16 protein-coding genes and 1 pseudogene are annotated in these 22,208 nt (G+C 45.6%); 14 read left to right on the plus strand and 3 right to left on the minus strand.

The window, feature by feature from the left end; genetic code table 11:
• The first annotated feature begins 155 nt into the window (after positions 1-155).
• The 5 genes from AC3RV5_RS13615 (at position 156) to AC3RV5_RS13635 (ending at position 9,305) form a co-directional block, all read left to right on the plus strand.
• On the plus strand, positions 156-1,232 hold the full coding sequence (locus AC3RV5_RS13615; protein ID WP_489732165.1) for an efflux RND transporter periplasmic adaptor subunit: 1,077 nt from the start codon (positions 156-158) through the stop codon (positions 1,230-1,232).
• Positions 1,233-1,245: 13 nt separating this feature from the next.
• Positions 1,246-4,575: an efflux RND transporter permease subunit gene (locus AC3RV5_RS13620; protein WP_489728173.1), complete on the plus strand. Its 3,330-nt coding sequence runs from the start codon at positions 1,246-1,248 to the stop codon at positions 4,573-4,575.
• Positions 4,568-7,636, plus strand: a complete 3,069-nt coding sequence (locus tag AC3RV5_RS13625) for an efflux RND transporter permease subunit (protein ID WP_489728174.1) — start codon at positions 4,568-4,570, stop codon at positions 7,634-7,636. The genes AC3RV5_RS13620 and AC3RV5_RS13625 overlap by 8 nt, the downstream gene beginning before the upstream one ends.
• 148 nt (positions 7,637-7,784) lie before the next feature.
• Positions 7,785-8,801: an aldo/keto reductase gene (locus AC3RV5_RS13630; protein WP_489728175.1), complete on the plus strand. Its 1,017-nt coding sequence runs from the start codon at positions 7,785-7,787 to the stop codon at positions 8,799-8,801.
• Positions 8,802-9,305 carry an RNA methyltransferase gene (locus AC3RV5_RS13635; protein WP_489728176.1) on the plus strand — a complete coding sequence of 168 codons (504 nt, stop codon included), beginning with the start codon at positions 8,802-8,804 and terminating at the stop codon, positions 9,303-9,305.
• Positions 9,306-9,675: 370 nt separating this feature from the next.
• Here AC3RV5_RS13635 and AC3RV5_RS13640 read toward each other — a convergent pair.
• Positions 9,676-10,265, minus strand: a pseudogene (locus AC3RV5_RS13640) (molybdopterin dinucleotide binding domain-containing protein).
• A 363-nt stretch (positions 10,266-10,628) separates the two neighbouring features.
• Here AC3RV5_RS13640 and AC3RV5_RS13645 point away from each other — a divergent pair.
• From AC3RV5_RS13645 to AC3RV5_RS13685, 9 genes are all read left to right on the plus strand, one after another.
• On the plus strand, positions 10,629-11,927 hold the full coding sequence (locus AC3RV5_RS13645; protein WP_489728177.1) for an efflux RND transporter periplasmic adaptor subunit: 1,299 nt from the start codon (positions 10,629-10,631) through the stop codon (positions 11,925-11,927).
• 31 nt (positions 11,928-11,958) lie between these two features.
• Positions 11,959-12,648 (plus strand): ABC transporter ATP-binding protein, encoded by a 690-nt coding sequence (locus AC3RV5_RS13650; protein ID WP_489728178.1) that lies wholly within the window; start codon positions 11,959-11,961, stop codon positions 12,646-12,648.
• On the plus strand, positions 12,641-13,948 hold the full coding sequence (locus AC3RV5_RS13655; RefSeq protein WP_489728179.1) for an ABC transporter permease: 1,308 nt from the start codon (positions 12,641-12,643) through the stop codon (positions 13,946-13,948). Before AC3RV5_RS13650 ends, AC3RV5_RS13655 begins: the two co-directional genes overlap by 8 nt.
• 11 nt (positions 13,949-13,959) lie before the next feature.
• Positions 13,960-15,198 carry an ABC transporter permease gene (locus AC3RV5_RS13660; RefSeq protein WP_489728180.1) on the plus strand — a complete coding sequence of 413 codons (1,239 nt, stop codon included), beginning with the start codon at positions 13,960-13,962 and terminating at the stop codon, positions 15,196-15,198.
• Between the two features lie 462 nt (positions 15,199-15,660).
• On the plus strand, positions 15,661-16,365 hold the full coding sequence (locus tag AC3RV5_RS13665; protein ID WP_489728181.1) for a hypothetical protein: 705 nt from the start codon (positions 15,661-15,663) through the stop codon (positions 16,363-16,365).
• Complete coding sequence (locus tag AC3RV5_RS13670) at positions 16,352-16,621, plus strand: hypothetical protein (protein ID WP_489728182.1); 270 nt, start codon at positions 16,352-16,354, stop codon at positions 16,619-16,621. Before AC3RV5_RS13665 ends, AC3RV5_RS13670 begins: the two co-directional genes overlap by 14 nt.
• Complete coding sequence (locus AC3RV5_RS13675) at positions 16,618-17,472, plus strand: HprK-related kinase A (protein ID WP_489728183.1); 855 nt, start codon at positions 16,618-16,620, stop codon at positions 17,470-17,472. Before AC3RV5_RS13670 ends, AC3RV5_RS13675 begins: the two co-directional genes overlap by 4 nt.
• Positions 17,472-18,575: a nucleotidyltransferase domain-containing protein gene (locus tag AC3RV5_RS13680; protein WP_489728184.1), complete on the plus strand. Its 1,104-nt coding sequence runs from the start codon at positions 17,472-17,474 to the stop codon at positions 18,573-18,575. Before AC3RV5_RS13675 ends, AC3RV5_RS13680 begins: the two co-directional genes overlap by 1 nt.
• Positions 18,576-18,980: 405 nt before the next feature.
• Positions 18,981-19,556, plus strand: a complete 576-nt coding sequence (locus AC3RV5_RS13685) for a lipid-binding SYLF domain-containing protein (RefSeq protein WP_489728185.1) — start codon at positions 18,981-18,983, stop codon at positions 19,554-19,556.
• A 502-nt stretch (positions 19,557-20,058) separates the two neighbouring features.
• On the opposite strand, the gene AC3RV5_RS13690 is transcribed toward AC3RV5_RS13685, so the two are convergent.
• On the minus strand, positions 20,059-21,459 hold the full coding sequence (locus AC3RV5_RS13690) for an MbnB/TglH/ChrH family RiPP precursor modification enzyme (protein WP_489728186.1): 1,401 nt from the start codon (positions 21,457-21,459) through the stop codon (positions 20,059-20,061).
• A 33-nt stretch (positions 21,460-21,492) separates the two neighbouring features.
• Positions 21,493-21,705: a hypothetical protein gene (locus AC3RV5_RS13695; RefSeq protein WP_489728187.1), complete on the minus strand. Its 213-nt coding sequence runs from the start codon at positions 21,703-21,705 to the stop codon at positions 21,493-21,495.
• Between the last annotated feature and the right edge of the window lie 503 nt (positions 21,706-22,208).

Genomic DNA, 22,208 nt, shown 5'->3' on the forward strand with positions numbered 1-22,208 from the left:
TAACTTGTTTTTTTACAAATAAAATTAGTGGCACAAGGCATGCAAACCTAGAGAAACACAATTTAATAATATAAGTTGCCGTCAAGATTGGCGTTTTCACCAGCAACTACACGATAAAAATAATGACACAGGGGAATAAAATGATCTTTAAAAGGATGCAAGTTATCAGTTTTAAAACGCTCACTTTAGGTTCGATGTTAGGTATGGCGGCATTATTAACAGGTTGTGGTGCAGAGGCCACCAATAGCGAACCGCAAAAAGATCTGGTGATTGCCGTACCCGTGGAAGCTGCTGGCCTGAAACAGGGTGATATTTCATCTAATTACACCACTACCGCCATACTGGAAGCTAAGGAAGAAGCCTATGTGGTCGCCAGGGCTTCAGGCATTATTGAGCACATCTACGTTGAAGAAGGGGATTATGTCGAAAAAGGCCAGGTGCTGGCCCAGCTCGAACCACAGCGTTATCGTCTGAGTTTGGCCAGAGCCAAAGCAGATCTACTCGGCATCGAAAAAGAGCTGGCAAAGATTGACAAGGTATACAACAAAAAACTGGTCAGTGATGATACCTACGATAAAATCAGCGCCCAGTACGCGTCGACTAAAGCCACCTTGTCGTTAGCCGAACTGGACTTAAAAGAAGCAACTATAGTGGCACCTATTTCCGGCTTTATCGCCCAACGCAACGCCAAGGTAGGCAATCTGACCGAATCCTTTCAGCGCGCTCAGATGTTCCATATTGTTGCCCAAAAAGAACTCTATGGCATAGTATATTTGCCGGAAAAAGAGCTAAGCAGAGTACACGAGGAGCAAGCAGCCACACTGATCCTCAGCGCCATAGGGGAAAATACGGTTAATGCATTTGTTGAACGTATCAGCCCGGTCATTGATGCAACCACAGGCACAGTTAAAGTCACCCTTAGAGTCTCCAATGAAGATAACCGCTTAAAAGCCGGCATGTTTGCCCAGGTTGAGCTGAATTACGACACCCATCACAACGTGACATTGATGCCCCGCAAAGCCATGCTGGCCATTGATGACAAGGTCAATGTGTTTGTGATTGAACAAGGCAAGGCGCACAAAAAACAAATCCAGGTGGGTTACCAAGAAGGTGAATACATAGAAGTGCTCAGCGGCCTCACAGGTGATGAACAGGTAGTCATCACCGGTCATCAGAACCTTAAAGACTTAGCCCCGGTAGAAGTAGTCAATAACGACGCCGACAACAGTTAATTAAGGATTTGTGATGAATATTGTTGATATAGCCGTAAAACGGCCGGTCACCGTGTGGATGTTCACCTTTGCCGTGGTGCTTTTTGGTATGGTTTCTCTGTCTCGCCTGGCATTAAATCTACTCCCGGAATTATCGTACCCCACCTTGACCATCCGCACCGATTATCCCGGGGCGGCACCGGGGGAAATCGAACAACTGGTGTCCAAACCAGTAGAAGACACCATAGGTGTAGTTAAAGGAGTGCGCATCGTCACGTCATCGTCCAAGGCCGGACAGTCAGACGTGCTGCTCGAATTCGAATGGGGCACGGATATGGATATGGCCAGCCTCGAAGTCAGAGAGAAACTGGACATACTGGAACTGCCCCTGGATGTGAAAAAGCCGGTTCTGTTGCGTTTCAATCCGAGTCTGGAACCGGTGATGCGTTTTGGTTTTGGTGCCACGACCTTAACGGCTAACAACCCACAGGTATCACCCCCTGCCTTGGCATTAAATGTGCCAGGCATGAAACGGCTGCGCACCTACGGCGAAGAACAACTTAAACGTAAATTGGAGTCCGTCAGCGGTGTGGCCTCGGTTAAAGTTGGCGGAGGACTGGAAAACGAAATTCAGGTCTTGGTTGACCAACAAAAAACCAGCCAGTTAGGTATCTCCCTCAGCGACGTTATAACGCGCCTCAAAGAGGAAAATGTGAATGCTTCAGGGGGACGGGTAGAAGACGGCTCTCAAGAATATTTAGTACGCACCCTAAACCAGTTTCAAAATCTGGATGACATGCGAAACCTGTTTATTGCCACCCGTGAAGATAAAAATATACGACTGGGGGATATTGCCCTGGTTCAGGATACTTACAAAGAGCGTAGCTCGATCACCCGTTTCGATGGATTAGAGGGGGTCGAGATTGCTATTTACAAGGAAGGCGATGCCAATACGGTTGAAGTAGCCAAAAATATTCGTCTACGCATTGCCCAACTGGAAAAAGAATTACCCCGGGATTATCAGCTGCAAATGATATATGACCAATCACGGTTTATTGCCAGCGCCATAGACGATGTCAAAGCCGCTGGCTTGATTGGTGGGGTATTGGCTATGCTGGTGCTATATCTGTTTTTGAAAAATATCTGGCCCACGTTAATTATTTCCATTTCGATACCGGTATCGATCATTGCCACTTTTAACCTGATGTACGGCAACGGCATTAGTCTTAATATTATGAGTTTAGGCGGCATAGCTCTGGCCATAGGTCTGTTGGTGGATAACGCCATAGTGGTGCTGGAAAATATCGACCGGCATAAAAAATTGAATAAGAGCTTTGCCCTTGCAGCCATAGACGGTACCAAAGAAGTTTCTATGGCGATCATGGCGTCAACACTGACTACTATGGCGGTATTTTTCCCGCTGGTATTTGTCAAAGGCATAGCTGGACAATTGTTTGGCGATCAAGCCTTAACGGTCACCTTTGCCTTGGGCGCATCTTTGTTAGTCGCGTTAACCCTGATCCCCATGCTTGCAGCACGACAAAACGCCCAGCCTACCCAAGACCCAAACAAGAGGGTCAGCAGCGAAGCAGTCATAAGTGCGGCGCCTAGGGGCAAGTTGGCCAAAATCTGGTATTACCTAGGTGTACCTTTGCGTTTTATTTTCATGTTGCTGTTTTATTATCTACCGCTACTTGCGTGCTCCAGTGTCCTGTTGCTTTTCAGATTGGTAACCAAGGTATTAGCTACCCTTTTCCGCCCACTGTTGTGGGCCTTTGACAAAATGTTCAACTCCATCGAGCGAAACTATTTAGCCGCCCTGAATCTGGCACTACAGACCAGGCTTTTAGTTTTGTCTGTAATTGTATTACTCAGTGGCGCCTCAGCGTTATTGCTTCCGCGTATAGGCATGGAGCTGATCCCGTCTATGGCCCAGGGGGAGTTTTACGTTGAAGTCAATTTGCCCACCGGAGCCCAGTTGCAACGTACGGATGCGCTTTTGGCCAGGCTCGCCCACTTTACCCAGCAACAACCCAAGGTAGCGCGCAGTTATTCATTGGCCGGTACCGGTAGCTTGATGAATGTTTCTGCCAGCCAAGGGGGGGATTATTGGGGCAAGCTTAATGTGGTGATGGAGCCAGGCAGTACACAAGCTGACAGCGAAAAAGTAAAAACTGTGATGCGCAACTTTCTAGCCAATCAGGCGGGGGTAAGAAGCCAATTCGGTGAGCCTGAGTTGTTTAGTTTTGCCAATCCTTTGTCGATTGAGATCATAGGATATGATCTGCAAAACCTTAGTCGTTACAGCGCCAAGCTAGTGCAAAGCTTGCAAAATGATCCACGTTTTGCGGATGTCAGTTCTTCCTTACAGGCGGGTAACCCTGAACTCAAGATAAGATTCGAGCACGCCAAACTGGCTCAATTGGGGTTGAATGCCCCAGAGGTATCCAAGTTGATCAACGCCAAAATCGGTGGCGAAGTGGCAAGCAAATTTAGTCTGGATGATCGCAAAGTCGATATTTTAGTACGTAGCCTTGACCGACAACGGGATTCCATCAGCGATATCGGGCAAGTTATTGTCAATCCTGGTGCAAGTCAAGGTATTCCACTCAATGCTGTGGCCCAATTAAGTATGTCGGTCGGTCCCAGTGAGATCACCCGTATCGGCCAACAAAGGGTGGCCGTAGTATCAGCTAATTTGCACACAGGTGATCTGGCCGAGGCGGTATTGGCCTCCAAGCAGATACTCAGCACATTAGATTTGCCTGTCAATATGCAAGCCAGGGTTGCCGGACAAAGTGAAGAAATGGAGGTCAGTTTTGCCTCTCTTAAATTTGCCTTATTGTTGGCGGTATTTTTAGTTTACCTGGTGATGGCATCCCAATTTGAATCCTTGTTACACCCGTTGTTGATATTATGCACTGTGCCCCTTGCCTGCGCTGGCTCGATATACGGCTTGTACCTCACCGGTACGAATATCAGCGTAGTGGTGTTTATCGGGCTTATTATGTTGGCCGGCATAGTGGTTAATAACGCCATAGTATTAATTGACCGCATCAATCAACTTCGCGCTGATGGTACCGATAAAATGGCCGCCATAGTTCAGGCGGCCCAAAGTCGTCTGCGACCCATTTGTATGACAACACTTACCACATCTCTGGGTTTGTTACCCATGGCCATCGGCCTGGGTGAAGGAGCGGAAATGCGCGTTCCTATGGCTGTTACTGTGATATTCGGCTTATTGTTTGCCACCCTACTGACCTTGTTTTTTATTCCCGTGATCTACAGCCTGTTTGACCGAAAACATTATACGCAGTCCGTACCTCAAACCGACAATGACAGTCAGGAGACAGTATATGGATAAGTTTGCCTCCACTGGTGCCAGTTTGGCGGCTTTTGCCATACGCCGACCGGTCACTATATGCATGCTGTTTTTGTCGATGCTGATATTTGGCATCATGGCCTCACAGCTACTGCCACTGGAGAAATTTCCCAGCATTGACATACCGGAAATTGCCATCCGTATTCCCTACCAAGACGCCACACCGGCTGAGGTAGAAAAAATGATCACCCGTCCTGTTGAAGAAGCCCTGGCCACCATGTCTGGCATCAAGCGACTGCGTTCACGTTCCAACGAGGATGCGGCGGAAATTCAACTGGAGTTTGCCTGGGATGAAAATCTCAAAGCCAAGGGTATCGAAGCCAGAGAAAAAATTGATGCCATACGCGATACCTTGCCTGACGATGTGCAGCGGATTTTGGTTTATCAGTTTAATACCAGTGACTTGCCTATCTTTCAACTCAGGGTTTCCAGCGATCGTGACTTGTCCAACGCCTACGACTTGTTGGAGCGAAATCTGAAAATGCCTATCGAGCGGGTACCTGGCGTGTCCAAGGTCGAGTTGTATGGCGTGTTAAAAAAGCAGGTCTCCATCCGTCTTGATCCCCTGAAGATGGCATCGTTAGACATAGATGCAACTGATTTGGCCAAAACCCTGCGCGCCGCCAATTTCTCCATGAGTGCAGGACAATTTTATGATTTACAACAGAAAATCACCGTAAATCCCCAGGGAGAATTTACGAGCTTTGAGCAAATCAGCGCATTACTAATACGCAAAGGGGTACGTTTAGCTGATATAGCCCAAGTCAAATACGAAAGTCCAAGGCGCATTGAAGGTCGGCATTTGGACCGTTCATATGCCGTGGGTTTCAATATTTTCCGTGAGTCTAATAGCAACTTGGTCGAGGTATCAAATCAGGTGATGCAGGTCATCGAGCAAGCCAATCACAACCCGGCGTTTACCGGCATCAACCTGTTTGTAATGGAAGACGAAGCCAGCAGTGTCACGGGATCTTTGGCAGACTTACTCAGTGCAGGTTTAATCGGTGCCTTGTTATCCGTATTGGTGCTCTATGCCTTTCTACGTAATCTGACCACTACCTTGATAGTGGTGCTCTCGGTGCCGTTCTCTATCTGTATAACCCTGGGATGTATGTATTTTATGGGGTATACCATTAACATTTTGTCGATGATGGGACTGATGTTGGCGGTGGGAATGTTGGTGGATAATGCAGTAGTAGTCACCGAAAGTATTCAGCAGGAAAAAGAACATGCCAGCGACCCAATCGAAGCTACCAAGGCCGGAGTGGGCAAGGTGAGTTTGGCAGTGATAGCTGGCACCGCCACCACCGCTATCGTATTTTTGCCCAATATAGTCGGCGCCAAGGTTAACATCACCATCTTTTTAGAGCATGTGGCTATCGCCATCTGTATATCGCTATTTGCCTCATTATTAATTTCCCAAACTCTGATCCCCTTGCTGGCTTCCAAACTCAAATACAGTGCTAAAACCCAAACCAGGCAGCCTAATCATTTCGCCAGAGGTTATGCCCGGATCCTTAACTGGAGTCTTAAACACAAGGGAAAAACCAGCTTGATAGCCATTGTATTATTGCTCAGCACGGCAATTCCCATGCAGTTTGTGAGCAGCGACGACGGTGACAGCAATAATCGCCTGTGGCTTAACTATGATATTCAAGGTAATTACAGCCTCAAAGAAGTAGAAAAATCCGTAACTAAGATGGAGGATTTTTTATATGCCAATCAACAGGCTTTTCACCTCAAACAGGTTTACACCTACTACACTGCCGGAGAAGCAACGTCGGCCCTGACCTTAGTTGATAACCTGCCGATCACCAAAGCCGAGCTGAAAGATAAAATTGCCAAACAAATGCCCAGCTTCGCCCGGGCTAAGCCGAGTTTCCAATGGGATCAAGGCAACGGTGGTGGCGTACAGCTAACCTTGCTAGGCGAATCATCTGAGCCATTAGACCGTATTGCGGCGCAAATTTTACCGGCACTTAGCAGTATTGAAGGTTTAACCGATGTAAAAAGTGACAGCAGCGTGCAAAAACAGGAATTGCAGATAAAGATTGACCGCCAAAAAGCCTATCGCTTTGGCCTCAACACTAACGATATTGCCAATATTATTGCCAACGGTTTACGTGGGGCCAACTTACGCACTTTACGTACCAGCGAAAGCGGCGAAATTGGTATACGTATGATGTATGACGAGCAATTACAAAGCTCACTGGCACAACTTAAAAACCTGAGTATCAAACGTCAAGGACAACAAAATGTGACCCTGGATATGCTGGCTGAAATGCGGGTGGTGCCCCGTTCCTCTGAAATCAAACGCAACTATCGCCAAGCGTCAATTACCCTTGGGGCTAACTTGCAAGAGGGCGTCACCTTGGAGCAAGCTCAAGAACGCATCGAACAGGTAATGCAATATATTGCCTTGCCAAATGGTTATAGCTGGACCTTTGATGGCAGTAGCATAGACAGGCAAAATGAGAATGAGTCGGTCATGCAGACCAATATGTTGCTCGCCGTGTGTATGATTTATATCGTAATGGCCGCCTTATTTGAGTCACTCTTGCTGCCTACAGCTGTGATTACTTCACTGTTGTTTTCACTTACAGGAGTCTTTTGGGCACTGTTTATCACCGCCACACCTATGTCGATAATGAGCATGATAGGCATGTTGATTTTGATGGGCATAGTGGTCAATAACGGCATAGTGCTGGTGGATAGGATCAATCAGCTAATCAATTGCGGGCAAGAAGTGCAACAGGCGGTGATCGAGGCTTGTTTGACCCGGGTCAGGCCCATACTGATGACGGTCGCCACTACCGTGCTGGGGCTAGTGCCCTTGGCGCTGGGTAATACCCAGATTGGTGGTGACGGCCCGCCTTACTCCCCCATGGCAATTGCCATCATAGGGGGGTTACTCTTTTCCACCGCCACCAGTTTGGTATTGGTACCCCTGGCTTATTTACTGTTGTTATCCCTTCGCAGTAAAACCCGAACAATGTTAAACAACAGCAAAACTATGGTCAGTCGCGTGATTAGAGCTCAGTAAAACCAAAAGTGCTGGTGGACAAAACACCGAACTTGGCCTTGGTTGAGTAACTCAATCCAGGCCATTCCCTCGGTTTATCAACGGCCAGAATTGTGAAATATTGGTGATTGGTTTAGGCTAACGGAAATTTTTTTAAGCGGACACACATATGATCATCCAAGATCCCAATCCACCCTACGTGGCCAATGCCGCACGTTACCAATCCATGTCTTTTAAACGCTGTGGTAAAAGTGGTTTGAAACTGCCTCAACTGTCCCTAGGTTTATGGCAAAATTTCGGTGCAGTTGACTCCCAGCAAAATGCCAGCTCCATGTTACACCGTGCCTTTGATTTGGGGATCACCCATTTCGATTTAGCCAATAACTATGGCCCGCCTTTTGGCTCGGCGGAAAGCACTTTTGGTAATATCATGGCCAAAAGTTTCAAGCCCTATCGCGACGAATTACTGATCTCCAGCAAAGCCGGCTATGATATGTGGGCTGGCCCTTACGGCATTGGCGGCTCCCGCAAGTATTTGATTTCAAGTTGTGAGCAAAGTTTAAAACGCACCGGCCTTGAATATTTCGATGTATTTTATTCCCATTGTTTTGATCCCGAAACGCCTCTTGAAGAAACCATGCAAGCTCTGGATCATATAGTACGCTCCGGTCGTGCCCTATATGCTGGTATCTCCAATTATTCACCCCAGCAAACCCAGCAGGCCCTGAGCATTTTGCAAGACTTAGGCACACCCCTGCTTATCCATCAAGCCAGGTACAATTTGTTCGACCGCAAGATTGAAGACGGGCTGACCACAGTGTTGGATGACAATGGGGTAGGCTCAATCGTATTTTCACCTTTGGCTCAAGGTTTTCTGACCAATAAATACTTAGGTGGCATACCTGAAGGATCCCGGGCCTCTCGCAAGGACCAAATCTACCTAAAGGCGGAGAATATAGAGCAACAAAAGGTCGCTAAAGTACAAAAACTTAACGACATCGCCCAGCAGCGCCAGCAATCCTTGGCACAAATGGCTCTTGCCTGGGTATTACACAATCCAACCGTAACCAGTGCGATTATCGGCGCCAGCCGAGTCAGCCAAATAGAAGACTGTGTCCAGGCCTTGGACAACCTGGAGTTTAGTCCCCAGCAGTTGCAAGCCATAAACCAGATAATGGCGGATTAGATGACTCAGCACGTCAGTTTATGCCTGCTCAATCCCAAAAGCCCGCAAAATATGGGCAGTATTTTGCGCGCCGCCGGGTGTTATGGCGTGCAGGATATTTTTTATACCGGCAGCCGTTATGCCAAAGCCAAGGCGTTTAGCACCGATACCAAAAACGCCGCCCTAAACATTCCTGTTAACAACATCGACTTTCCCGACCCGCCAGAGGATAAAGTCATGGTAGCCGTTGAATTGGTTGAAGGGGCAGAGCCACTGCCGCATTTCAACCATCCCCCAAAAGCCTACTATATATTCGGTCCGGAAGACGGTTCAATTGAGCAAGGCATACTCGACCGCTGCCAGCATATAGTTTATGTCCCCACCGAAGGTTGCATGAACCTGGCGGCAACAGTAAATGTGGTTTTATATGACCGACTGGCAAAATCAGCGGCCACCCATTACGGTGATGATATTATCCGCGCCAGTCGTGATACTAATAATCGCACCAGGAAGCGCCAAATCTAGGCAAGATGATGGTTCGGCTCATGACTGCAGGGCGATGAAGTGATACAAGCTCAAAACCCCTCATGCTAGATCTGGGTATTATGTTAACGACCAACTTTTTTAAATGGGAATTTGTGGTGAAAAAATCTGTGGCTATATTGGTTTCGCTGCTGGCTTTAGGCGCTTACGACCCATCGCCATAACTCCCATAACCACAGTGATGGGCTTATTACTGCTGATTTTGAGCAAGGATCCATGTTTTACGGCATGGCCAGTGTCATAGTGTTTGGCTTGGCCGTTGGTACAGTTTTAACCCTGGGGGGGTGCCTGTACTTTCCTGTACATTTTCCAAGGTTGAACGGCCTGAGGTGACATAACACCCTTAACCCGTCTATTGCATACCTCGTACAGTAACCGGCACACCGTTCAGTGCGGCGTTGCCTGATAATTCATCCAGTGCCATCTCGTCGGTCAAATCATTAACACTCACCCCGGCATGTTGTTCTGCTAGCTGCCAGGCCGTGCCTTTTTTATTATGTCCCCCCATGGGGAATGGAAATCACGCCAGGCATGATTTTGTCGGTGATATCCACCGCCAGGGTAACGTCTCCTACCCTGGAGGTGACACTAATTTGTTGCCCCTGGGTGATATCGAAACACTGTGCGTCCTGGGGATGCAGTTGTGCCGTACAGCGTGCATTGGCATTCATTTCCCCAGCAGCGACTTTATCCAGAGCCTCGTCCCAACTGATCGCCTGCCAACCATTGTCGGTTATTTTGCATGGGTTGGCGTAAACGCTGGGGATCGTCATACAAGTCTTTTAGTGCTGCCGCTTTAGGACACACATGGCCTTCACTAAAAGGATTTAATTTATCCCCCACTATAGACAGAATGTCCCGACCTTGAGTAGTCACTTCAATTCCGCACATCGCCTCACAAAGGGTACAAGTAGAATAGTGTTTTTGCTCGGGCGTCTGCATAGGGATATCGTTCGGTAATGGCTATTTAATAAACGTTAGCGAGTTAACATCTTATATACAAGCATCATTGAAACTTATGGATTGTGGATGTTCATTTATTGCAACTTCTAGATCTTGCAGTCCAGCGTATACATATTCAGGGGTTATGCCCCTCGCCCACTGGTAGCTGCTGAGGGTAAAGTTCAACGTTGGACAGCACCTTGTTCGTTAATGCACCGGGTGTGAATTACTTGTTGTTAATATTAAGTAATATTACCCATAGACAGCAAAGAGCAAATATTTTACCCTGAGTTTAATCGTAGTTTAGACAATTTATTTGTGGTGAATTTGTGGCTAAATTCGCATATGTCACAAGGAAAATCAGTGAAAATAGCCGATACTAGTGCTCAAGACACTGTGCTTGAACATAAAAAAAATTATAGATTCATCTGGCTAGTGGCTATTTGTGCGCTGATCCTGATCAGCATATACCTGTTGTTTGCTTCCTCATATACTCGCTGGTCGAATGCCGAAACTTCGGTCTCGTTGCAAAGTGTTCGCCTGGGGGAAGTCACTCAGGGCGCATTTGTGCGTGACTTATCCATACAAGGTCGAGTGGTAGCAGCAATCAGTCCGCGCTTGTATAGCCCAGCGCAGGGAACAATCACCTTTGAGGTCGATGCCGGCGATAGCGTGACAAAAGGCCAGGTGCTGGCTCGAGTAGAAAGTCCGGAGCTCACCAACCAACTGGAGCAAGAATTATCCGGCTTACAACGCAATAAAATGGAACTTGACCGCCAGCGTATCCAGGCCAAAAAACAGGCCCTGGAAAAACAAAAATCTGCGGACTTGGCGAAAGTTGCATTAACCGCGGCACAGCGGGAAAAACGCCGAGCAGACAACGCCTATTTAACCAATGCCATTAGCCAAATCGATTATGAAAAGGCCCAAGACGATTTGCAAAATGCCCAGTTGGTTTATCACCATGCATTAAAAGACGCCGAGCTGGATCGGGAAAGCCTGGATTTTGAATTACAAACCCAGCAATTATTGATCGACCGCCAGGCCTTGCAGGTTGATGAAACCAGCCGCCAAGTTACTCAATTAGAGTTGTTATCACCGGTCAATGGCATAGTGGGAAATCTCGCCGTTGAGCAAAAAAATCAGGTTAGCAAAAATCAGCCCATTTTAAGTGTCGTGGACTTGTCTGAGTTCGAACTGGAAGTGGATATCCCGGAAAGTTACGCCGATGATCTTGCCATAGGTATGGAAGCCGATGTGGTATTAAACGGGCAAGCGCATCGCGCCACCTTAGTGACCATTTCCCCTGAAATTGAAAATAACCAAGTCAACGGCCGGGTTCGGTTTGCTAAAGAGGATGAGCAAGGCCACCCATTACCTGCACCACAGGGTTTACGACAGAATCAACGTTTAAGCACGCGCATTTTAATGGAAAATAAAGCCGCGGTGCTAATGGTCCCAAGGGGTCAGTTTTTGCAAAGTAGCAACGGGCGGTTTGCCTATGTGGTCATAGATGGCCTGGCCCAGCGCACCCCAATTACCACAGGAGCCCGCAGTTTGTCTCAGATAGAGATACTGTCAGGGCTCAATTTGGGCGACACTATTATCATTTCAGGCACGGATCAGTTTGATGGCGCAGAAACGATCCTGTTGTCCAATTAAGCTAAAATACCATGATAAACAAGGACGACTTATGCTCAATATGAATGCTGTCGGTAAGAGTTTTCGTACCCAACTAATTCAAACCCTCGCCCTGCGTGACTTTAGCCTAAATGTTAAGGAAGGGGATTTTGTTGCCGTTACCGGCCCCTCAGGCTCAGGTAAAACCACCTTTTTGAATGTCGCGGGCCTGCTCGAAACCTTCGACAGCGGATCATATAAGCTCGACGGGCAAGATGTTAGTGGCCTAAATGACAATCAACGAAGTCGTTTGCGCAATGAGAAAATTGGTTTTATCTTCCAAAATTTCAACCTTATCCCGGATCTTGATCTGTTTGACAATGTTGATGTGCCGTTGCGATATCGGGGGTTTAACGCCAAGGAGCGCAAAAAACGCGTCGAACATAATCTAGACAGGGTGGGACTTGGCAAACGTATGTCTCACCTGCCTGCCCAATTGTCCGGCGGGCAACAACAACGCGTGGCCATTGCCCGAGCATTAGCTGGCGAGCCAAAATTTCTGTTGGCCGATGAACCAACCGGCAACCTGGACAGTGAGATGGCGCAAAGTGTCATGGGTCTGTTGCAAGAGATTAATCAGTCAGGTACCACTATCATCATGGTGACCCACGATAGACAACTCGCACAACTAGCCAAACGCATTATCACTGTACTCGACGGTCAGATAACCCAGGACCAGGCTATTGGTGCCCATCTTGCTTAGTTATTATTTACGCCTCGCCCTTAAAAGTATCATGCGCACCCCTGTGCTTAGCGCACTGACCATAACAACCATCGCCCTGGGTATAGCTGCCTGTACGATTACGGTGACCTTGTTGTATTTAATGTCAGCCGATCCCATTCCCCATAAGAGTAAACAATTGTTTCGGGTGCAACTGGATAACTGGGATCCAAATCAGGCTGCCATCGAGCCCAACTTACCGCCAGAGGATGTAACTTGGACCGACGCCACCAATATAGTGACCGCCAATCAGGCCCATCGCCAAACTGCCAGTGCCATTACCTGGGGAATGGTTAATCCTCAGCAGCAGGAAACCACGCCTTTTCTGGCCCAAATGCGCGTGACCTATGGAGACTTTTTCCTCATGTTTGCCGCTCCTTTTTTATATGGCAGCGGCTGGGACAACCAAGCAGACCAGGCAGGACAATTAGTAGTTGTACTTAGCAAATCTATCAACGAACAGGTCTTTAAGGGTGAAAACTCGGTGGGTAGAACCTTGCCTATGCTGGATAAAATATTCACTGTGGTCGGCGTGTTAGACGACTGGCACCCGAGTCCCAAGTTTTACGATATGGTTTATGGTGCATTTAGCGAGCCCGAAGATATTTATTTGCCCTTTCGTTTAAAAGCTGACCTGGAATTGCCCCATGGCGGACAAACCAACTGCTGGCAAGCCATTGAAAGTGATCAGTATGACGCTTTTCTGCACTCAGAATGCACCAACTTTCAGCTGTGGGTGGAGCTGAGAACACAGGCTGAAAAAACGGCTTTTAGTGATTACCTTCAGGGTTATGTGCAGCAACAAAAAACACTGGGACGTTTTCCCAGGCCAATCAATAATCGACTATCCAACGTCACCCAATGGTTGAGTTATAAACAGGTAGTACAGGCAGATGTGCGGGTAATGTTCTGGTTATCGCTTATGTTCCTGCTGGTATGTTTACTTAATGCCATTAGTTTGATCAGTGCCAAGCTCAATACTAAAACCCTGGAAATCGGCCTGCGCCGCGCTTTAGGCGCCAGCTATAGCCAGATAGTCACTCAATATCTGTTGGAGATCATGTGTTTGGGTTTAACCGGAGGCCTGTGCGGCTTGTTACTGGCCCTACTGGGGTTGCAGGGCGTCAAAGTGCTCTATTCGGGTTACGCCCAGCTGGTGCACCTGGATTTAGTATTAATTATGAGTGTGATGCTCCTGGCAGTAGTTAGTACTGTGGTTGCTGGTTTATTCCCTATCGTCAATGCCTGTCGCCCCGTGCCAGCCTTTCAGTTGAAGCAATAATAGGAGCCTGTATGCAAAAATTGTCCTTGTCCACATTGTCGATTGGCCCCATGGTAAGAGCCGCCGTTCGCAGCAAATACAGTGCTATGTTGGTTATCGTGCAAATTGCCATCACCATGGCGATAGTCACCAACGGCATCGCTATTTGCTGGGAACGCTATGAGCACATTGGTCGCAGTAGTGGCATAGACGAAGCCAACAGCTTTTACCTAACCAGCTCAGGATTCACCCCAGATTTTAACCCCAGGGTCAGCATAGAAGAAGACCTGCGCCTGATACGCCAGACCCCAGGTGTCATTGATGCGGTGCAAACCAACTCGTTGCCATTAACTGGCAATGGCAACTGGTATGAATTACAGACCAGTGCAGGGGATACAGTGAACAAGGTACCCACGGCTGGTTATAAATTTGATGAGCACGGTATTAACACCTTTGATTTATCTCTGGTGGCCGGTGAAAACTTCAGCCCGCAAGAATCCCTATGGTTAGGCGAATCTGACACACAATGGCCTGCACAGGTGATCCTTAGCCAAGCAACGGCCAGTGCCTTGTTTGGCGCAGATAACTGGCAACAAGCGCTAGGAAATACTATCTACGTCAATACAACTACCCCACTGGTAATCAAAGGCATAGTCGCCCGCCTGCACGCCCCTTGGGTGGAATGGCCATATGTGGAAAACAGCATGATCTCCCCTGCCCGGGTGATCTTGAATTCTGCCCGTTATGTTATTCGCACCCAGATTGGGCGACGGGACGAATTGATGCAAAACTTGGTTTTCACTTTGAGTCAGAGTAATCCCCGGCGGGTGATCCGCAAAGTGCACAGTATCGAAGCCGCCAAACGAGATATTTATGCACCAGATATCGCTACCGTCAGCATATTGTTAGTCGTTATGGCAGTACTCACCCTGGTTACCGCCATGGGTATAGCCGGCCTGGCCAGTTACAACATCCAAAAAAGGCGCCGACAAATAGGTATAAGGCGCGCTTTAGGCGCCAGCAAGACCAATATTATGTTTTATTTTTTGATGGAGAACCTGTTGCTGTCCACAATCGGGGTGATGCTTGGATCATTACTCAGTATAGGATTGAATATGAGCTTGGTGCATTTTTACGCTTTAGTCCCCCTGAATGTGGCTTATTTACCACTGGGCATGTTGTTGCTATTACTGATAGGCCAACTGGCGGTATTGTGGCCCGCCACGAAAGCCATGGGTATTTCGCCGGCTCTGGCAACACGAACGGTATAAGCAAGATATAGGCATAGATTGGTTGTTTAAAATAAACTTAATGCCCTGACGCTTGACGTCCGCGCCGCAAAACTATTAAGCAAACACACTTAAATGACATTTTTCAGCAAGAGCAAACGGCTGTCACGTAATGTCCAAGTTAAAGACACTGCTAAATATAACTATCTTTGCCAAATTACCTGGGGCTTATATAATCTGATTGAATAGGTTAACTGGACCGCTGATTTTGGTAATTGGGAGACATATGTTAGCTATTTATAAGACAACTGCTAGAGTGTGCTACCATAATGTGGACGCCATATACTTAGTATTATTTTGCAAGATAAAGCTTAAGTTGTCAGCTTATTTTACAAACAGTAAATAGATATCATATTTTTACATTAAAAATCAATAAGTTACAAATTGGCGCAATTTTTGTATTCATAACAAAATAGTTTGACTAAATTCAGGGTAGATAACGCAATGAAAGATTCAAATGGTAGCAAGGTAGTTGAACAGCAGGAGTCTGGCTCCTCAAGTAGACGTAAGTTTTTGATTAAAACGTCTGCTGGCGTAGTTATAACAACCTTACCTGCCCATTCTGTCTGGGGGGCCTGTAATGCCTCCGGTTTGTCCGGTGGTTCACGCGGTGCCGATCCCGTGTGTATTATCCCTTTAGTCAAAGGTGGCCGTTCACCAGGCAGCTGGAAAGTATTCGTAGATACTACTGAGAATAATGTAGCTACTACTCAAAGTAATAACGGACAAGCCAAAAAAGTTAAGGATGAGGAGCAGCTCGAACATAACAAAGTCAGAGAGATGTTTAGTCTGTCTAAATTTGACGACCTCGATGCGGCTTATTGTAGTGTTCGTAGCGAGATAGCTAGGATGCAACCTGTCGTGCTGTCTGACGGTACTGGCACTATTCCTTTTGCTGAGTTGAATATTAAAGAGGCCTTAGAGAATAGTGGCGGGATATGGAATCTGGCAGCCTATTATTTGAATGCCTATTTCGGCTTTTATGGCGATATTTCTCCTTTTAACAGTGCCCAAGAAATGGTGCAGCATGTTTGGGGGGTCTTATACGTTAATAATAATAATTCCGTTCCGACTGATTACGATCAGCTAACATCCAGTTTTACAGACGGTTCAACATCTTCTGATCGACTGCCAAGTGCTACTTGTTAATAATTTTCCAAAAGTTAAATTAGCAGACGATATGCTTTGTCATATCGCTGCTGACTTAAGTGGCCTGGTGTTTTTTTCTACTGAAGATTTTTCAACGTCTTGCATTCAATTTAATTTGTCTTCTTTTGAGCAATGCCGTCGTGCTGACGGCACTTTTGAGATAGAATTTTTTGACACGGCTTGTACGGGTAATGAGTCATTGAATGTGTTAAAACAACAACTCTTGGAAAATCATTTTATAACTGAGAGTTTGTGAACGCGATACTAGACTTAGGACTCTATCGGTTTGGTATCGAGCAGTGCCCTTCTTTTATTCTACCGAGTTTACATGCCTTGTATGATCAAAGTGTGGGATTGCATGCCGACAAACCAATCGATTTTCATTTAACTATCAAAAACACCTCCTTGCTTCGGCGTATCATCAAACCTCAAGTGTGTATTTATATTGATAATCAGCACCCCTTTCACCCGATTAAAAAAAGCTTATTGCTACCTTCTTTAGAATGGGGGCTGAATTGGTGTATTGCGTCTTTTGATTTTAATCATTTACTTATTCACTCTTCGGTAATTGTGAAAAATGGCAAAGCCATCATTTGTCCCGCTCAACCGGGTTCAGGTAAAAGTACGTTAGCCACCTATTTTGGATTACGGGGCTGGCAGGTTTATTCAGATGAAATGGCGATCATTAATTTACGAACTCAACGAGTACGCCCTATGCACAGGCCGTCTTCGTTGAAAAACAAGTCAATTGAAGTCATCAAACAGCTAGTTCCAGAAGCAGTAATGTCACCCACCGCCCATGGCACGCATAAGGGTGATATTGCCCACGTAAAACTCATGTCCCGGGCACAGTATGACAAGTTAGACGATGCTGAAGTGGTTGCGGTTGTGTTTCCTAAATATCAAATTAATCAGCCCCTTGAGATTGAAAATTTGTCACAAACCGCGGGATTTTCACGTTTAGTGCACCATGCGTTTAATTACAACGTATTAGGGACCGATGGTTTTAATACCCTTAAAAAGGTCATAGATAACTGTCAGCTTTATAATATTCGTTATTCAAATTACGAGGGTTTAGGTGAATTTCTGGATGACTTGGTGAGTTAATGCACAGCGGTATCAATCAACTACAATTTTTGCGTATTTTTTCTTGCCCAGCATCGCTAGAAGCGTTCAATGATAAAACGTGGGAGCAACTGCTAAGAGTGTTGCGTGGGGCCGATATGCTCGGCTCCTTCTATTACTTTCTAGAAACTAATCAGCAGTTAACCAGCGTGCCCCCATTTGCCCTTAAACATCTGCAATCCGCTAAACGCTACGCCGACCGACAGGTTCAGCAAATCAATACGGAAACACATGCCTTACAACAATGTTTGCGCAAGATAAATTGTAAACCTGTTTTTTTGAAAGGGGCTGCATACGTCTTAAATAAATCCAGTAATCACTTTGGCCGGGTAATGAGTGATATTGACATCTTAGTGCCTAAAACTGACTTGCATAAAGTTGAAAACGCCTTGAAAAAAGATGGCTGGATTGAAAAAACACTAGATGATTATGATGTGCAGTATTATCGCAAGTGGGCCCATGAACTTCCCCCATTTACCCACCCAGAGCGTGGGGCAACACTAGATGTTCACCATACTATTATCCCGCCTATTACCGGGGTTGTTATCCCAGAAACCGTGTTATTTACCCATAATAGTGTTACTCCACAGGGTAAACGGACATTGAGTGCGGAAATGATTATTATGCACTGTATTGTGCATTTGTTTTACAATGAGGATTACGAAAAAAGTTTCAGAGATATAGTAGATATTCATTTATTGCTAGCAGATTATGAAAGAAATAATAACCTGATTGAGATTAACGCATTAGCGACGTCTTTAGACTTTAGTAAAGAGTGGCATTATGCCTTATGTATTACCGATCAATTGTTTCATAGCAAACGTCTGGACCGGTTAATGAAAGAAACCGAACACTCAGTACTTTCAAAATTTAACCGGATTTTTATCGATAATATTATATTGGCTGCACTTATGCCCAATCATGATCTCATCGATACAAGATGGAACAAATTTGCACGTTTTGTCATGTTTGTACGTGGACATTTGTTAAAAATGCCCCTGAAAATATTGATCCCACATTTTTTGGTTAAAGCGCGCAGATCTTCAGTCATGTTGGTCATGGGGCCTCATCATTACGAGAAATGATGAATATCTGGGCTCAATTTTAAATAGCCTGTCATCTTTATTTTATTCAAACGTCTATGACATATAAACAAACAGCACCTCACCTATATGACATCCCAATACATGGCAGATCTGATCAACAGTCTATCAGGATTTTAAAAGCGCTAAACTTATCGGCACCAGAATTAGCGCTTAGTAAACTAACATAGCTATTGAGCTCAGTTGTGCACCTTAGTACTTAACTCCGCTTTGGTTGGCTTTATAATGCGCCCCAACAACGTTGTGCGTCATACGTTTGAAATATCAACAAACTAAATCAGGTCAGTAGAAGCGCTTGTTGAGCCGCCCATCAACCCTTTCACGCTTTCTTTCTAGGCCTGACTACCTTAATTAATTTTGTACACTAAACTTTATATACTTTACTAAATGGAGTTCACCGTCGTGTACTTAAAAACTCTGATAATTTCGCTGTTTAGCATGTTGCTTTTGTCTTGCGCCTCCATGGGGGATGGCTCGCTAACAGACAAGCGCGCGGCTATTTTACAAATGAAAGAATCCGCACTTGAGCAACTATTTGAAAAACGACCAGATGTCCGCAGCCAGTTACAAGCCGCGCCGGGATATGCCGTTTTTGCTAATGCAAACATCAACCTGTTGGTCATATCAGCAGGGACCGGTTCTGGCGTGGTATGGGACCAAAACCAAGCTAAACACACCTATATGAATATGGCTGAAGGTGGGGTTGGTTTTGGTCTGGGCGTGAAGGACTACCGCATCATCATAGTGTTTCACAAACCAGAGGCGATAAACCGTTTTATCAACTCGGGCTGGATGTTCGGGGGTAATGCTGATGCAGCGGCCAAGGCCAGTGATAAAGGCGTGTCTGTTGAGGGAGAGGCTTATTTTGGGAATGTAACAGTATATACCTTTACCACGAGTGGATTAGTACTCCAGGCTACGATCAAGGGTACCAAATTCTGGGTGGATGACGAGCTGAATTAAAATAAGCGAGCCAGGACGAATACAGCAAGTACAGCCGATACAAAAAAGCCCGAAAAGTTAATCAGAGTCAACGTTTCGGGCTCTATATTTGGTTGGTTGCGGGAGCGCAATACTAACAATATACCCTTTAAAATATCGAGAGTTGTTGCTCGATATAAGTGAGGTAGATTGCTGTCATGATCGAACTTGGGAGTATTGGAAAATACAATGTTAAGTATCAAAAAACCGTTTATTTAACTGGCATGCAGCCCTATTTTCCACAGGACGACGCGAGGAGAGGCTTAAAAATGTGAACAAATTTTTCGTCTTCAAATATCCCCATAACAATAGTATGTGCTAGCTGGTGATGAGGCTAATCTTAGCGAGGTTGATCGTAAACTGATTTGGAAGCGGCGGCTTCTGAATATATTTTCAATTGAGACGACTTAATGAAACTGACACAGGGGGATAATGCCACAATGAGTCAAGAACCCCTCGCGTTTTTCATTTAAGTCGCCAATATCTACACGGTAATATTAATCTGGTAAACGCCCCGTATAATATTGGTCGGCAGCTTACCCTGACCAAGCGACGGAAACATTGAGTCCGGTTTGAATCCTAGCATGATCGTCTGTGACCGATCTTCTATCCGCGCCTTGTGATGTGCAATTTCATATTTCATTACATCATCAAGATGAGGAATACCCAAATTTTGGGACAGCAGGAAGTCTGCCAGACTTGCGGCTTCTTCAGATGAAAACAAATTTGGCGTGGTACTTCGCCAGAATTTTTTCACTGTGGCCATTGTTTTCTCTTCACCGAGTTTTAATAGAAGATATCTGAATGTCAGGGTCAATGTTGATGCAAACATCCCGGCACGAATTTTCTCTATCAACTGTTGGTATATTTTCACACCTTGGTCGGAAGAGAACTGTTGATTACAACCTCTTTCACCACTTTGCATGATTGAATTCATTAAAGATTCCTCCCATTGTGCTGGGGAAATAGATGGGCAAGCAACTGTTTGGGTTTGGGCTTGTATTTGGCGACTATTAAAATATGTTTTTTTTGATGCACGCCATATTTTTTTCATGAATTCCAGTTCTCGTAGGATGTCATCAACCGATAGCTGTTTGGCCTGCAGGTATTCGGGCATAATTTCAAAATTAAAAGCCTTGAGGTTAATCAGACGCGGTATTACTGCACTAGCGATCTCTTTTAGCGGCTCAGGAATCAGGTCACTGTGGCCATCAAGCCAATAGCCATCCAGCCACTCACCTCCTGCAATATGCACTTCCCACACTCGTTCAAGCGGTAAACTGTCGATCACATCCATCAAGTCCTGACGACCATTGAGTTGGTTACACCACAGATTATGTAAGTCGAGTAAAATTCCGCAATCAGACTGCTCAGCTATTGTTGCGAAAAACTCACCGTCGCTCATTTCACCCTGAACTGGCTTCAGGTAATTTGCGGGTGTTTCGAAAGCGAAAGGCAGTTTCACTTCCTGTTTGAATAGGCGAATATTTGAAACTGACTGTTTGACGCCATCGCCGGTCTGTAAGGGGGGCAACAAAAAACCGGTATCCGCAACTTTTTGACCTACATGAACTTTGTTGAAGCTAAGATGCTCACTTACAAACTCAGGTTTGAGTTTAGCAGCGACTTCTCTGAAGGGTTCAAAAGAATTTTTGTCTGGAGGAATTGTACCACCGACAGGAAAACCAACACCATGTATCAGTTTATGAAACGGCAGGCGTGCAATATATTTCAGGGCCTGCTGGTTGACGTGAAAGCGGCCATCGCTTCTTCTGTACCAGATCGTTGCTGGCTCAAATTCGACAATATCAATCAAGTCTTCTCCGGCTTTTAGAATCGCTTCCAAGCCGGGGAAGTAAATAATCCCGACACCTAATGCATCCAAGGTATTATTCCAGTTTCGGGGGAAATATTGCTTTTATTTGTTAATGATGAAATTTCGTTGCATATCAAAACGAATGTCCCAACCCGAACAACACGCCATACATCCAAGCTCTCCAAGAATGTCTTTTTGAATATCCTGTATGCGCCCAAGGTCGTAATAGTCCTTGGCTGGAACGCTTACTCTTACAATATTGCGCTTAGTTCTAAAATTAACTGCTGCGGGTTTAATATCATAATTTTTAGCCATGATCCTTGCCTCTTTAATGTGAAAAAAATTGGAGTGAGATAATTTAGCCTTCTCAAATTCCCAAATTATTTCACTAATCAGATTCGATCATCTGATCACTTTAGAAAATAATTACTAAAAATAATTATTGTTCATAATTAAGACTAGCAGATAGTTAAAGAAAGTATATGTGGAGTCAGAATGATACTGTCAACTTATCGAATGCACCGGTAACTGTAGGATAATCCAAGTATTAAAACTACTAAAACGTACACGGGTTATCGCTATCCTGTCCAGATCATTAGTCATGCTTTACCATCGATTTACACTTAACTTTCGAGAGGTTGAAGCCGCAGCGTTAATGCGCAATCTTATCTATAAAATGTCGTTCATGGGGACGTGGGAAATATTAGTGCAGACCTCTGCGCAGATTATATGGGTCTAGTGCCAGAAACAACTCAACCCAGTCAAATGACTGGGTTGAGCTATGTGGTTGCGGGATCAGGATTTGAACCTACGACCTT

The organism is Paraglaciecola sp. IT1134 (assembly GCF_058068185.1).

Coding starts and splice junctions, on each gene's coding strand:
- AC3RV5_RS13685 (WP_489728185.1), top strand. CDS start 18,981: ATGGAGTTCACCGTCGTGTACTTAAAAACTCTGATAATTTCGCTGTTT.
- AC3RV5_RS13665 (WP_489728181.1), top strand. CDS start 15,661: ATGAAAGATTCAAATGGTAGCAAGGTAGTTGAACAGCAGGAGTCTGGC.
- AC3RV5_RS13660 (WP_489728180.1), top strand. CDS start 13,960: ATGCAAAAATTGTCCTTGTCCACATTGTCGATTGGCCCCATGGTAAGA.
- AC3RV5_RS13695 (WP_489728187.1), bottom strand. CDS start 21,705: ATGGCTAAAAATTATGATATTAAACCCGCAGCAGTTAATTTTAGAACT.
- AC3RV5_RS13620 (WP_489728173.1), top strand. CDS start 1,246: ATGAATATTGTTGATATAGCCGTAAAACGGCCGGTCACCGTGTGGATG.
- AC3RV5_RS13650 (WP_489728178.1), top strand. CDS start 11,959: ATGCTCAATATGAATGCTGTCGGTAAGAGTTTTCGTACCCAACTAATT.
- AC3RV5_RS13615 (WP_489732165.1), top strand. CDS start 156: ATGCAAGTTATCAGTTTTAAAACGCTCACTTTAGGTTCGATGTTAGGT.
- AC3RV5_RS13635 (WP_489728176.1), top strand. CDS start 8,802: ATGACTCAGCACGTCAGTTTATGCCTGCTCAATCCCAAAAGCCCGCAA.
- AC3RV5_RS13680 (WP_489728184.1), top strand. CDS start 17,472: ATGCACAGCGGTATCAATCAACTACAATTTTTGCGTATTTTTTCTTGC.
- AC3RV5_RS13625 (WP_489728174.1), top strand. CDS start 4,568: ATGGATAAGTTTGCCTCCACTGGTGCCAGTTTGGCGGCTTTTGCCATA.
- AC3RV5_RS13630 (WP_489728175.1), top strand. CDS start 7,785: ATGATCATCCAAGATCCCAATCCACCCTACGTGGCCAATGCCGCACGT.